The organism is Streptomyces sp. NPDC002958, from assembly GCF_055563255.1.
The window spans coordinates 1-11,896 of sequence record NZ_JBVHDS010000051.1 but is presented as its reverse complement, the minus strand read 5'-3'; the positions used below and the strand labels follow the sequence as shown (position 1 = coordinate 11,896).

At 67.9% G+C, this 11,896-nt stretch carries 16 protein-coding genes; 13 read left to right on the top strand and 3 right to left on the bottom strand.

The genetic code is table 11. From position 1 onward, the window contains the following. Nucleotides 1-245: 245 nt before the first annotated feature. The 3 genes from ACZ3IC_RS33475 to ACZ3IC_RS33465 all read left to right on the top strand — a co-directional run bounded on the left by ACZ3IC_RS33475 (nucleotide 246) and on the right by ACZ3IC_RS33465 (nucleotide 2,485). The gene (locus ACZ3IC_RS33475; RefSeq protein WP_467422407.1) at nucleotides 246-461 is read left to right on the top strand and encodes a hypothetical protein; all 216 of its coding nucleotides are present in this window, start codon (nucleotides 246-248) and stop codon (nucleotides 459-461) included. A 654-nt stretch (nucleotides 462-1,115) separates the two neighbouring features. After that, the gene (locus tag ACZ3IC_RS33470) at nucleotides 1,116-1,919 is read left to right on the top strand and encodes a hypothetical protein (protein ID WP_467422405.1); all 804 of its coding nucleotides are present in this window, start codon (nucleotides 1,116-1,118) and stop codon (nucleotides 1,917-1,919) included. Between the two features lie 299 nt (nucleotides 1,920-2,218). Then, nucleotides 2,219-2,485, top strand: a complete 267-nt coding sequence (locus ACZ3IC_RS33465; protein ID WP_467422403.1) for a hypothetical protein — start codon at nucleotides 2,219-2,221, stop codon at nucleotides 2,483-2,485. 308 nt (nucleotides 2,486-2,793) lie between these two features. On the opposite strand, the gene ACZ3IC_RS33460 is transcribed toward ACZ3IC_RS33465, so the two are convergent. Both ACZ3IC_RS33460 and ACZ3IC_RS33455 read right to left on the bottom strand, forming a co-directional pair. Beyond that, on the bottom strand, nucleotides 2,794-2,970 hold the full coding sequence (locus ACZ3IC_RS33460; protein ID WP_467422401.1) for a hypothetical protein: 177 nt from the start codon (nucleotides 2,968-2,970) through the stop codon (nucleotides 2,794-2,796). 125 nt (nucleotides 2,971-3,095) lie between these two features. Further along, complete coding sequence (locus tag ACZ3IC_RS33455) at nucleotides 3,096-3,881, bottom strand: pentapeptide repeat-containing protein (protein ID WP_467422399.1); 786 nt, start codon at nucleotides 3,879-3,881, stop codon at nucleotides 3,096-3,098. Nucleotides 3,882-4,406: 525 nt separating this feature from the next. Between ACZ3IC_RS33455 and ACZ3IC_RS33450 the strand changes: the two genes are divergently transcribed. The 10 genes from ACZ3IC_RS33450 (at nucleotide 4,407) to ACZ3IC_RS33405 (ending at nucleotide 11,022) form a co-directional block, all read left to right on the top strand. Further along, nucleotides 4,407-4,694 carry a peptidoglycan-binding domain-containing protein gene (locus ACZ3IC_RS33450; protein ID WP_467422397.1) on the top strand — a complete coding sequence of 96 codons (288 nt, stop codon included), beginning with the start codon at nucleotides 4,407-4,409 and terminating at the stop codon, nucleotides 4,692-4,694. A 145-nt stretch (nucleotides 4,695-4,839) separates the two neighbouring features. Further along, complete coding sequence (locus tag ACZ3IC_RS33445; RefSeq protein ID WP_467422395.1) at nucleotides 4,840-5,343, top strand: hypothetical protein; 504 nt, start codon at nucleotides 4,840-4,842, stop codon at nucleotides 5,341-5,343. A gap of 239 nt (nucleotides 5,344-5,582) precedes the next feature. Beyond that, on the top strand, nucleotides 5,583-5,996 hold the full coding sequence (locus ACZ3IC_RS33440) for a DUF6086 family protein (protein WP_467422393.1): 414 nt from the start codon (nucleotides 5,583-5,585) through the stop codon (nucleotides 5,994-5,996). A 184-nt stretch (nucleotides 5,997-6,180) separates the two neighbouring features. Next, entirely contained in the window at nucleotides 6,181-6,642 is a 462-nt protein-coding gene (locus ACZ3IC_RS33435) for a hypothetical protein (RefSeq protein WP_467422391.1), read from the top strand. Further along, the gene (locus tag ACZ3IC_RS33430) at nucleotides 6,605-7,249 is read left to right on the top strand and encodes a tyrosine-type recombinase/integrase (protein ID WP_467422389.1); all 645 of its coding nucleotides are present in this window, start codon (nucleotides 6,605-6,607) and stop codon (nucleotides 7,247-7,249) included. Before ACZ3IC_RS33435 ends, ACZ3IC_RS33430 begins: the two co-directional genes overlap by 38 nt. 82 nt (nucleotides 7,250-7,331) lie before the next feature. Further along, the gene (locus ACZ3IC_RS33425; RefSeq protein ID WP_467422386.1) at nucleotides 7,332-8,117 is read left to right on the top strand and encodes a hypothetical protein; all 786 of its coding nucleotides are present in this window, start codon (nucleotides 7,332-7,334) and stop codon (nucleotides 8,115-8,117) included. Between the two features lie 137 nt (nucleotides 8,118-8,254). Beyond that, nucleotides 8,255-9,583 (top strand): tyrosine-type recombinase/integrase, encoded by a 1,329-nt coding sequence (locus ACZ3IC_RS33420; protein WP_467422384.1) that lies wholly within the window; start codon nucleotides 8,255-8,257, stop codon nucleotides 9,581-9,583. Nucleotides 9,584-9,627: 44 nt separating this feature from the next. Continuing rightward, nucleotides 9,628-10,119 carry a hypothetical protein gene (locus ACZ3IC_RS33415; protein WP_467422382.1) on the top strand — a complete coding sequence of 164 codons (492 nt, stop codon included), beginning with the start codon at nucleotides 9,628-9,630 and terminating at the stop codon, nucleotides 10,117-10,119. A gap of 235 nt (nucleotides 10,120-10,354) precedes the next feature. Further along, nucleotides 10,355-10,582: a hypothetical protein gene (locus ACZ3IC_RS33410; RefSeq protein ID WP_467422380.1), complete on the top strand. Its 228-nt coding sequence runs from the start codon at nucleotides 10,355-10,357 to the stop codon at nucleotides 10,580-10,582. A 44-nt stretch (nucleotides 10,583-10,626) separates the two neighbouring features. Continuing rightward, nucleotides 10,627-11,022, top strand: a complete 396-nt coding sequence (locus ACZ3IC_RS33405) for a DUF6415 family natural product biosynthesis protein (protein WP_467422409.1) — start codon at nucleotides 10,627-10,629, stop codon at nucleotides 11,020-11,022. Between the two features lie 43 nt (nucleotides 11,023-11,065). On the opposite strand, the gene ACZ3IC_RS33400 is transcribed toward ACZ3IC_RS33405, so the two are convergent. Then, nucleotides 11,066-11,416 (bottom strand): hypothetical protein, encoded by a 351-nt coding sequence (locus tag ACZ3IC_RS33400; RefSeq protein ID WP_467422378.1) that lies wholly within the window; start codon nucleotides 11,414-11,416, stop codon nucleotides 11,066-11,068. Nucleotides 11,417-11,896: the final 480 nt, after the last annotated feature.

Here is an 11,896-nt window from a genome sequence, read left to right as displayed (position 1 = left end):
CGCCGGCAGACCACCGGCCAGGCGGGATTTTCCCCCCTCCCGGCTCGCCCGGGCACTGACGCAGACCCTGCGTGAGATCACCGAACGTCTCCTGGGTGTGTAAAACCCCGGCTTGCGTCATATCCCCGGCGGCTCCGGTAGCCGTGGCGGTCCCTGTGCGGCCCTCTGAGCCGGTTCCGGCCCCGGGTCCGGCTTCCCGTTTGGTTTCGGCCCGTGAGGCCGTCTCGGGGGTTGTGGCGGCGTCGGTGCCTGCCCGGTCGCAGGTGTCGGCCCGGATCCCCGTCCCTGCCGCGGTCCTGGTCGACGAGCACCAGGAGCACGAGCGCCAGGAGGGGGCCCGCCGGGTCGCCGCCCAGGCCGACCGCGACCGTGCCGAGCAGGAATGGCGCGCCGCTCTTGATCAGGCGGTAGCAGCAGCCTCGGCGGCAGAGGCCACTGAGCCCACCCCAGCGCCGTTCTGAGCGCATGTCAGCCGCCCCGAGCCCACGGTCCGGGGCGATTCGCGTTCGGCCCGCAGATCGCCGTACAGCGGCTCACGGGCCGTCAGGGGTCCAGTAGCGGCGGGAGGGCCCGCATCACTGCCATGGCGGGAAGTCCCTGCGCTCTAGGTAGGTCAAAGCCGTCGCGTATCCGTGTCTCACGCTGCCTGCACCCACTGGTCAGCGATCGGTCGCAGTTGCCGTACGGTCCGGCTGCCCCGCTGAGCCCACCCCAGCGCCGTTCTGAGTGCGCGTCAGCCGTCTCGGGCCTCCCGGGTCCGGGACGGACCTGGGGAGGCCGGGAGATCGCCGTACAGGGCGGCAGGCGGTCGTGTGGACCAGACAGCATTACGGGTGCGGCGGCCAAAAGGGCGAGGTGGTCGGCTGAGTTCGCTGTCGCGCCGGAGGGCGGCGTCCGGGCATGCAGAGTCCAGCGCTGAGACGTTCCACCATCCCATGAGTTAGTCATCCCAGTTGATCTCTCACCTGGGCCTCCCATCCGGACCTTTCACATCGATCTCACAATGTGGCTCTTACAAGACCCGCTGGCACGTCCGTGATCTAAAGCTGTTTCGTCGGCTTCAAAGCGGCTGAATCGTTTGGGTATTGAGGGCTCTCACAGCTACCTTCTGAGGCATGAAGGCGACAACGACAGCCGAGCAGGACATCCAGAAAATCAAGGCGACCGGACGGGACACCCGCACGGCAGTTCTGACCCGCTCGATCCGGGCCAACGTGCCGCTGCGCAAGACTTTCGTCCAGGCGAACCCGGGGGGCGACAGCCGGCACGGGCCCCTGAAGGACTTCGTGACCGGCAGGGACCTGCGGGGCCTCAGGGCCTACCTGATCATCGTGGCCGCGTGCAGCAACGGGGACAACGGCTGGTCGACCACGCACGACAGCGCGGTGTGGGCGCGGCTGATGGACATCCACGAGACCGCACTCGATCAGTCTGCGCGTACGGGTGCCTGGCGGGCCCTGCGCCGGCTGAAGGCGCGCAATCTGATCGAGTGCAGCCGCAGCGGGACCAAGATCACGGTGACTCTGCTGCGCGAGGACGGCACCGGGAAGCCCTACGACCGTCCCGTGGGCGACAACGAGGAGAACCGCTTCCTGCAGATCCCGACCACGTTCTGGACGCAGGGCCGTGACGAGAAGCTGAGCCTGCCCGGCCTGGCCCTGTTCCTCGTAGTCGCCCGCGAGAAGCACTGGGTGGCCCTCCCCGCGGAGTGGGCTCCTGAGTGGTACGGCTGGTCCCCCGACACCCATGAGCGTGGCCTGAAGCAGCTCGTCGACCTCGAGTTTGTCCAGAGGCGGGCCTTCAAGAAGAAGGCTCCGCTCGCGCCCCTCGGCTTCACCATCGCCCACCAGTACCAGCGCGCCCTCATCACTCGTCCGCGCAAGCCGATGAAGAAGTCCGCTGCATCCACCACCGCTTGACGTAAAGCTCCAGCGGCACCGGCGCGCGACATGCGCTTGAGGCGGGGCGACTCCGACTGGGTAACTGACTCCCTTCTTACTGAGGGATGAGGCAGCCGTTCCCGCACGGCGAGACGGCCGCTTGCGTGGCTAACCCCACCGCGTCGCACTGTGCTGCCCGCGCCCCGGAATCCACCCCAGGACGCAAACGACCGGAGCGTGTTCTGCTCCGGCCCGCTCCACACCATGACGCCTGACGATTTTGTCGGTCCTCAGGGTGAACGTAGAGACCGTAACCATTACCGAGGGGGAACCCGATCATGACCACCGCACCACAGCCGGATCCAGCTCCGCCGATTCCGGCCCCGGCCGCTGGTTCGTCGTCCGGCACGCCCGCATGGGTCGTGGCCATCCTGTCGGTGCTGTGCACCGTGATGCTCATGGTGCTGTGCATCGGGGCCGGCCTTGTCGTCCTGCTCAGGCCGGGAGCCGCGGACCCGCTCACGGCCATGCTCGGCACGGCGGGCGTCGTGATCGGCGTGATCTCTCCGTTCGTCTCTGTCGCGCTGGCCCGCCGTCAGCGGTGACGAGAGCCGTTTGACGGCTGGTCGGCGGCGTGTTCGTGGCCGGTGCCGAGGGGGCGCCTGCGCCCTTCCGGCACCGGCCCGGTGACGGACGGTTCGGCGGTCGGGACGGCAGTGATGATGCGTTCCGCGGCGAGGCCGGCGCGCGGCGCGGCAGGCGACAACCGGGTTGTCGGGGCAGGGTTCGGGGCGGGGGCCGGTGCCCAGCGGGCGGCGGTCGTTCATCCGGCCAGTTTCCCCCGACATGATCAAGCGGCGTGTTTAGGGAAGCACCCCGCCCGTTCCGGACGGTGGGACTGGCAACCCGATGTTCACGAGAACCGACGGCATAGGTTCGGTCGTGGTGGTACAGGCCCGCCTTCTTGTAGTTGCTGGCCGTGGCCGGGGACGCCCCGCCAAAGGGCGGCGGCGTTCTCGGCCACGTCCGCCCCCGGGCGGGCCAGCAGCAGCCGGGCGGCTACTCGGGTCTTGATCTGCACCGTGGACATGTTCGTCAGTGTCTCCCGGTGCACCCTCGGAGACTACGGCGTCGGGGACGCTCAGCACGCCTTCGGGCCTCGATCTGGACGTCGTGCGGGGCGGGCGCGGTACCGCGGGCGGGAAGCCGCCAGGGCTACCGGAGCGAGGCAGGCAGTTGCGTTTTGCTGTCAGTAAGGGCTGAGTCAACCTGCTCCCTCGTCAGGTGCTTCACGCCGTACAGGTCCGCGCCGCTCAGGTTCACTTCGAGCAGGTGCGCGCCGTCCAGGTCCGCGCCGCTCAGGTGCGCGCCGTCCAGGTTCGCGACGATCAGGTTCGCGCCGTACAGGTCCGCGCCGCTCAGGTTCGCGTCAGACAGGTCCGCGCCGCTCAGGTTCGCGTCAGACAGGTCCGCGCCGCTCAGGTTCGCGTCAGACAGGTCCGCCCTTCGCAGATCCGCACTTCTCAGATCCGCATCGCCCAGATTCGCACCGCCCAAAGCCGCACCTGATTTGGTTGTGGTTGCGAGGTTGATGTCGGGGAGCTTGGCGGCGTGGAGATTCAGGAGGAAGGTGTCATCCCGGCTTGTGTCGCGGTTGGCGAGGACGGTGAGGGCGGCGTGGACGTCGGCCGGGATGCCCTGGTCCTTAGCGGGGGGTTTGGCGGCGTGAGTGCGGATGTAGGTGGCGAGGACGTCGGTGATGGTGGGCTGGTCGCGGCGGGAGTCCTGCATGATCCGCTGCAAGGCGTAGATGCCGCCCAACCGCACGTCCATTTTGTCCTCACCGAGGTTTCCCACCGCCGCTGTGTACCGGTCGGTGATTTGTCCCTCCTTGGCCAGCGCCCGGTCATCCCGCGCCTGCTCATTGGCCTGTCTGGTCTGAACGTTCGAGTACCAGAGACCCACCAGTGCCACTACAGCGGTGACCACGACGGTGAACAACTCGATCCGGCGCGCCCAGTCCAGGGCCTCCGGACGTCCCCCGGGAGCAGGAGCCGGCTCCGGCCCTGGGGCAGGAGCCGGAGCAGGGGCAGGGGCAGTAGCAGGGCCAGCGGGAGTTTCTGGTGGCCGGGTGGAGCCTGCTCCCGGGCCGGCGAAGGTCCGGGCAGTGAGACGGGTGGTACGGCGTAGCCGCGGGCGGCGGGCAGGCGTGGGAGGCATACCAGCATTCGATCTCAACCGCCCACGCCAGCGCAGCGATTCGGTTCTATGGGGCCGGCACGGCGGCGGCCGCCCGCTCAACCGAGCGGGCGGCCGGTTCGGCCGTGAGTCCGGTCCTGACCGTCCTGACCGCTATCGCCGCAGCGCCGCCTGCGATGTGTCGGTTTCATGTCGGTGAGCTGGTGGCAGTGACGGTTGATCAGGTGGGCGTCTTCTTGCAGGTCTCTGGCTTATGGCGACGGCTGGCTGCTGACACGAGGTGGTGCTTTGCGTCTCGGTGGCTGACGTGGAGCGGTGCATTTACAGGTGGCTCACTGTCATGAAGGCGGTACATCGCACCAGTGCCTGCTGAACAACAACTACGACTACACGCTCACCGTCGACGGCAACTTCGGGGACAGCACCGACACCGCCGTACGCGCCGTCCAACGCTGTAGCAGCCTCGAGGCCGACGGCCAGGTCGGACCCCAGACCTGGAAATACCTCGACACCCCATGGCAGGCTGCGGGCACTGAGAGCCCGCGGGGCGTTCGTGGCGGAGTGCTGCTCCCTCTTCGCCGGATCCCCTGGTCGGGGCTCTGGTTGGGCCGGTGAGCGAGTTAAGTTGAAGTGGTAATGAATTCGGGATGCTGAATTGGCGAGTGAGGGGTCTACTGACATAGGGGACCGCCTATACCTAGCGGAGGGCAGAGACATGAGTCGCTCAGTTGGTTACCCCTGGCGGGAAAAAGGTAGGCGGGTGCTCGCTGTCCCCGCTGTGACGGCCATGGCGGCCATGGGATTGGTGACGGCCGCCCAGCCAGCGACGGCCGCCCAGCCAGCGCAACCCAGGGCATTTTTGGTGACGGGCAACGTCGTGTTCCAGATGATGGATTACGAGGACTTCGGCGCGAACGAACGCTGCCACCATGACAATCCGATCGTCAACGAGGGCACCGGAATTAACAGCTTCTGGTATTTCGGAAAGTGCGGCGGAGAGGTTAGAGCCGAAATCCACTATCAGATCCGCGGCAACAGCGATGGCTCGGTAAGCGTGGGACAGGGCGAAATAAAGCTCTTTGAGGGCGCCAGCGCCGATACCAACGACCTGGACGGCTATTACACCTTCGGTGGTTCTTATTACACCTACGATATCCACATTCCGAAGGGGCAATCGGTCACGCGATCCTTCCACGTGGATAACGCGGCTGAGCAAGAGCCCGACGACAAGGCCGACATCACGATCACGTGGCGCAATCGCTAGGTGGGCGGGCCTTAGGGCGCGTTGACCAGTACGTTTGGCCGCCGGAGGGTGTCTCCGGCGGCCATCCAAGCGGTGAGGTGATTGGTGATGCTGCCGATGTTGGTTTCGGGATCAGCAGCACGGCCGCGCGCCTCGCCCGCTACTGGGCCGAGCCTCCCAAACTCGGGCTCTGGCTCACTTTCCGTGGGGGGCTGACTGACCGTAATGTCGCCCCCTATGACCACCAGTGAGAGGCTGACGTGAGCCAGTACTACGACTTGGGCGACCAAACCCTGTGGAACCCGTCCAACGGGGCGTCCCGGCTGTTCATGAGCCAGGTCACCGTCTATCAAGCCGAAGTGGGTCTGCCATCCGGCATCGGCCCGATGGAAGCTGACGAGTGTCAGATCGCCCCCATCGCATTCGCAGCGTTCGTCGACGCCCTGCTCGCCTGGCATAGTAAAACCAGGCACGCCGTCATGGCCATCCTGTCCGAAGGGTTCGTTGCCACGGTGCTGGCCTTGGCTGAGAAAGCGAACTTCGAGGTGAACTGGCAGGCGGCCGAGCGCGCCGAGAGCGGCTATCTCAAGACGGCTTCGGATCCCCATGCAAAGGAGTGGACAGCCGCACTGCAGCAGAAGTCACGCGAGCTCACCCGACACATGGCGACCTGAGGCTCGTCTGCCAGCACCCGCGGCAGGCTCGCAACGGTTGCCCTACGTGTAGAGCAGGACACGCTTGCGGAGGAGATCGAAGCCGGCTCGGCCGAACATCTGGCGTTTGATCTTTTTAAAAGTTACGTGGAATCTGCCGGGGTGATCATGTCTCTCCGGTGCAACCACGGACTTGGGAGATGTGTTGAGCGGCACGACGGTGCTGATGGAGAAGTGGCCGGTGCTCGGCCGGCACGAGCAGGCGGCGACCTGGCTGACGATCTGGACGGATCTCGGCCGTGCGCCCCGCACGATCGATGCCTACGCCCGCGGGCTGGCCGAGTACCTGCTGATGTGCGAACGGGAGAACGTCGACCCGGTCACTGCGAACCGCGCACATATAGCCGTCTACGTAAGGGAATTGACCTCACGGCCTCACCGTCGAGGGGCAAATGTGGTCTCGATCGACTCGGGGGCAGGACTGGCCAACGCCACCATCCAGCAGCGCCTGGTGCCGGTCCGCCTGTTCTACGACTTCCTCATGGAGGAAGGCCTGCGGGAGTCGAACCCGGTCGGCCGGGGCCGCTACACCCCGGGGCGCCAAAGGGGGCGGGCAGCAGCGCGGGCTGGTGCCGCGGCTGACGAAGCTGCCGTGGATCCCCAGTGAACAGCAGTGGCTGGGGATCCTGCAGGTCGCGCGGGAGGAGCCGGTCCGCAACCGGGTGATGCTGGCCCTGGCCTACGATGCCGCGCTGCGGCGAGAGGAGCTGTGCTCACTTCGGACCGACGACCTCGATCCGGCCCGCCGGACGCTGGTGCGGGCCGAGACGACGAAAAACCGGTTGGAGCGGGTGGTGCCGTACTCGGCGTCGACCGGCGTGCTGATGTCGGCTTACCTCACCCATCGGGCCACGGTCAGCCGGGCCAGGGGGCCGCTGTTCCTTTCGGAGTCCCGGCGCAACCACGGGCAGCCGCTGACCCTGTGGACCTGGTCGAAGGTGGTCCGCCGGATCGCCCTGGAGGCCGGTGTTCCGCGGTTCTCGACCCACACCACCCGTCACCTGTGTCTGACCGATCTGGCCCGGATGGGCTGGGAGTTGCACGCGATCGCGACCTTCGCCGGCCATCGCAACACCGATTCCACACTCCAGTACATCCACCTGTCCGGCCGGGACCTGGCCGACAAGCTGGCCCGCGGCATGGGCCACATCCATGCCTGGCGCATACAGATGCTCACGTCTGCGGACGGCACGACGGCGGAGGTGTCGCGGTGACGGCACCACTGTCGGCCATCGTGCCGAAGACGGGGCCGGACGCTGGTCCTGGCCGATCTCCCCGCCCCACGACGACGCGGCGGTGGCAGTGCGACCTGCTGAGGCCAGGGCCGTGGCCGACCTGGGCGTGCGCAATCTGCGGCGGCTGCAGTACCACGACCCGTCCGCGCCGGGCTGGCGCGTGATCGCGCGGCTGCTTGGTCCGTTGGAGGCGGTCAACACCGCCCTGGACTCGCCGCCCACCCCGCACCGCCGACGGGCCATGCTCGACGTGGTCGCGGTGCTGCTGACGCGGCGCGCGGAGACCGGCAGGACCTTCTGGGGCTGGACCGAGGAGGAATGGGTCCACCTGCTCGGCCGCACTCAGGCCGAGTTCCGCCGGCACGCGCCCACCTGGGCAGGCGACGAAGTCCGCCCCTATCTCGCGGCGCACGCCTACCTGATCGGTGGCTTCAACGAGTTCCACCGGCTTGGCAGCTTCCAGCGGCTCACTCTGGCCCGGCGGATCTTCGGACGCGACCGCGTCAACGGCGAGGTCGCACGACTTCGTACGGTCCTGGTCGCCTGGGGCTACCGGCTCGGCCGGGACGAGGACACCCTGCTGCCGATGGTGGCCTGCCAGCTGTTCCTGCTGAACCGCAGCCCGCATCTTGAGGATCTGGACACCGCACTGTTCGACCGGGTCCGCCGCGACGGGCTGCTGGAGGGCAGCCGACTGAACACCCTGCACGCGATGCAGCGGGCGGTCGCCGAGCTCGGATTCTGTGATCCTCCTCGCCCCGACACCGGTCGCCACTCGGCCCGGGCCAGCGGCGGCGCGCCGTCTGGGAACAGTGGGCCGACCGCTGGCACGCCACCTCGACGCTGACCCCGCGCGTTCGCGGCAGCGTCCGCTCGAACCTGCTCAAGGTCGGCCGATGGATCGCCGCCGAACAGCTTGACGCCGCTGATCCGGCCGACTGGACCCGGCAGACCTGCGCTTCGTGGATCGCCGCACTGGACCGGATGAAGGTCGGCGACTACGTCCAGCGCACGATCGGGCTGGGCGACCGTCTCGGCAAGCCGTTGGAAGCGCCCAGCAAGGCCGGGCAGATCACAGCGCTGCGGACGTTCTTCCGCGACTGCCAGGAATGGGAGTGGTTGCCCCGCCGCTTCGACCCCGTTCGCGCGTTGACCACCCCCCGCAGCATCACTGCCCTCCTGGGACCCGACCCCAGAGTGATCGCCGACGAGGTCTGGGCGAAACTGTTGTGGGCGGGCCTGAACCTGGAACCCGCCGACCTCCCCCAGACCCGCTCCGGGCACTTCTACCCTTTCGAACTGGTCCGCGCGGTCACGCTGACCTGGCTGTTCTCTGGACAACGCAGCAACGAGATCGCTCGATTGAAGGTGGGCTGCATCCGCTGGCAGCACGACGGGACACCGATCGCCGGCGACTCGCAGCAGGTCCTGGCCCGCGACGCGGTCTGCCTGCTCGACGTCCCCACCCACAAGACCGGCACCGCCTTCACCAAACCGGTCGACCCGATCCTCGGCCAGGCCGTCGACGCCTGGCAGGCCGCCCGCCCCGATCAGCCGAAGTTCACCGACAGCCGCACCGGCGAGCTGGTCGACCCGCTGTTCGCCGTCCGGGCCCGCCGCGTCTCCACCAGCTACATCAACAACACCATCATCCCGATGCTCTGCCACAAGGCCGGAGTCCCGGCCGCCGATGTCCGCGGCAACATCACCAGCCACCGCGCCCGGTCCACCATCGCCAGCCAGCTCTACAACGCCAAAGAACCGATGACCCTGTTCGAGCTGCAGGCCTGGCTCGGACACCGCTCCCCGCAATCCACCCAGTACTACGCGAAGATCACACCCAACACCCTGTCCAAGGCCTACTCTGAAGCTGGCTACTTCGAGCGCAACGTGCGCACCATCGAGGTCCTGGTCGACCGCGACGCCGTCGCCTCCGGCGCCGCCGCGGCCGGGGAGCCCTGGCAGCACTACGACCTCGGACACGGCTACTGCAGCTACACCTTCTTCGAACAATGCCAGCACCGCATGGCCTGCGCACGCTGCGACTTCTACACCCCAAAGGAATCCACGAGATCCCAACTCCTGGACGCCAAAAGCAACTTGCAGAAGATGGCCGTGTCCATCCCGCTGACCGACGACGAGCAGGCAGCCGTCGAGGACGGCCAGGCACCCCTGGACCGGCTGCTCGACCGCCTCGCCGACACACCCACTCCGGCCGGCCCGACACCACGCGAACTGGACGTGCCAGCGACGGCCCGCCTTCTGCCGCTCGTCGACGTCCAACAGGGCGGGACGGGCGCCGCACCGCGCTGATATCGGAGTGCGCACAGGCCCGGGAGAGTGTCACAGTCACTGCCGTGACCTTGATGAACGTGCTCGTCGACTTCGCCCGAACCGGCCGGATTGGCCCGCTTCACTGCGGAATGCCTTTGACTGAGGCCGAGGACCTCCTCGGTCAGGGGCGCCCGCACCCCGCCATCCTCATGAAGGGCCCCGACATCGACGGCTATCCCTATGCGTGGGGAGGCCTTCGACTGGTCGTCACCCAGAGGGCCGTCAGCGGCATCTGGATCAACCTCTGGCCCGGATCAACGGCGAGTCTCCCACCGCTCGTCCTGCCTGATTCCGAGTCGTTCGAGGCCACAGCGCTCCGCGAGGAACTGATCACGGCCCTCGACACCGCAGGCTGCCACCACGAGGTCAACCCCGTCCTCACCTTCGGCGAGCAGTCGAGCATCCTCACCCAGCCCTCCGAGGTCTGCGCTGTCTTCAGCCTGCCCGGCCGGGACCACCACGTTCCGCACCGCGATCGGCACTACCTCGACGTGATGCACAAGCACACGGCTTGACATCGCTGATTCCACAGAAGCACAAGCCACCACCCGGACCGCGCTGGCCGCGCTCGACCCCGAGCAATTTCCGGCACTGACCGGGCACCTCGACACCATCCTGCCCACCGTCGTCGACCACGAGGTCTACTACGGGGCACTGCGCCAGCTCATCCACGCCGCCGACCCCGCCCGGACCGACAGGGACCGCGACCACACGGGGCTCGAACCTACCCACGAAGCGGAGTAGCCGACGATGGGCAGCAGCCACAGTCCCACCAGCCGAAAAAGAGGCGCCCCCTCGCGCTCACACACCAACTCCACCGCCCCGTCCCCGGAGGGCCGCGGCCTCCAGTCGCCCGCCTATGGCGTCCCCTCCCCGGCCCTGTTAGCCCGCGCGGACCGCGGCTTCGCCCGGTTCCTCACTCAGCGGACCGAGGACCAGGACGACGGAGCCGACAGCGGCGAGGACACCCAGCGGTGACCGCCGGTCACCCGCACGAGACGCTCCCGGCAGCGAGGCTCGCTATGCACACCAGCACGCAGACCGTCCTGTACGACCCCGACGGACTGATCGAGGCGGAGCTCCCGCTCGACCGCGAGCCGTACGAGAGCCTCGTCAAAGCCGTCCTCGCGTGGACCGGCGAGGACACGCTCACGACCCGCGACTACGAGCAGATCGCCCTCCAGCTCACCGGCCACGCCCGCGCGGTCGCCGCCGACGTCTGCCGCCGCGCGAACCAGCTGCCGAAGGACAGCGGGCCCAAGGCGCTCGCCGACGTCGTCCTGCGCGAGGCGGAAGGCCAGCTGTCCGCGACGCTGGAAGGCACCGTGCGCTGCGCCCAGAACCGCGCTCGCCTGGTCCGCGCGCTCTACGAACGCCTGGACCGTCTGGAAGCCGCGCCCGCCACCCGGGCCGTCTGACCCGGCGCGGGGGCGAGCCGCCGCCTGTCAGGGAGCGGAGCCCTTAACCGGCGTCATCCATCGCAGCGCGGCACCACTGCAGTCCTGTGCCGTTCGGCGAGAAGTCGCCCACCTTGTGGAGCACCAGGAGGTGACTGCCCGGGAGAGCCGCTGCCGAGGCCATGGCAGACAACAGCTCATCGGCCAGCGCGGTGCCGTCCTTCTCGGTGAGCGACTGGGCACCCGATCCGATGGGCCGCGCCTGATGGTGAACCTCTTCACCTCCGGCGATGGCCAAGGTGACGTACTGGGACGCGCTGCGGTCCCACCTGACCTGCACGATGGTGTCCGTCCGTACCGCCCGGCTCCCCGAGATGATGCTCTGCGCCCTCACCCACACGTCCTGCATCCCCATAGGTCCCTGCCCTCCCGTACGACTGGCTGCATCGACGCCCCGATTCTGCTGCTTCGCGATCAGCGGGGGAGCGGACTTGAGGGAAGACCAGCCAAGCGGGTTGGCACACGGCACGGGCCCGGTCCCCGACGGATCGGAGGACCGGGCCCGGCTCGTACGTGTAGCCGAAGACCGCCACATGGGCTTCGCGGCTCCTACGCGCTGGCGGCTAGCTGGCCGTTCGCGCGCGGCACCGGGGCTCACTACCTGCTTGTCTTTGTCTCGGTCGTCTGCTGAACGACCGGGTGAGCGTGACGCACTATGGGGGCTTGGGGACACGCTGCCGCTTCTCCCGGGTCACAACTCCCGAGATTCGGCCGCCTACCGGCTCCTCACGCTGCGGCTGTGACAAGCTGTTGTCTTTCCGATCGTGCGGTCGTTCTTGATCGAACAGGGTGCTGGATCGGGTGAGTTCGCCGCTGTGCGGGCATGAAGAAAGGG

What these genes read in the sequence shown, in the direction of transcription:
- ACZ3IC_RS33405 (WP_467422409.1), top strand. Translation starts at nt 10,627, where the DNA reads ATGCACACCAGCACGCAGACCGTCCTGTACGACCCCGACGGACTGATC.
- ACZ3IC_RS33460 (WP_467422401.1), bottom strand. Translation starts at nt 2,970, where the DNA reads ATGTCCACGGTGCAGATCAAGACCCGAGTAGCCGCCCGGCTGCTGCTG.
- ACZ3IC_RS33410 (WP_467422380.1), top strand. Translation starts at nt 10,355, where the DNA reads ATGGGCAGCAGCCACAGTCCCACCAGCCGAAAAAGAGGCGCCCCCTCG.
- ACZ3IC_RS33400 (WP_467422378.1), bottom strand. Translation starts at nt 11,416, where the DNA reads ATGGGGATGCAGGACGTGTGGGTGAGGGCGCAGAGCATCATCTCGGGG.
- ACZ3IC_RS33470 (WP_467422405.1), top strand. Translation starts at nt 1,116, where the DNA reads ATGAAGGCGACAACGACAGCCGAGCAGGACATCCAGAAAATCAAGGCG.
- ACZ3IC_RS33465 (WP_467422403.1), top strand. Translation starts at nt 2,219, where the DNA reads ATGACCACCGCACCACAGCCGGATCCAGCTCCGCCGATTCCGGCCCCG.
- ACZ3IC_RS33420 (WP_467422384.1), top strand. Translation starts at nt 8,255, where the DNA reads ATGAAGGTCGGCGACTACGTCCAGCGCACGATCGGGCTGGGCGACCGT.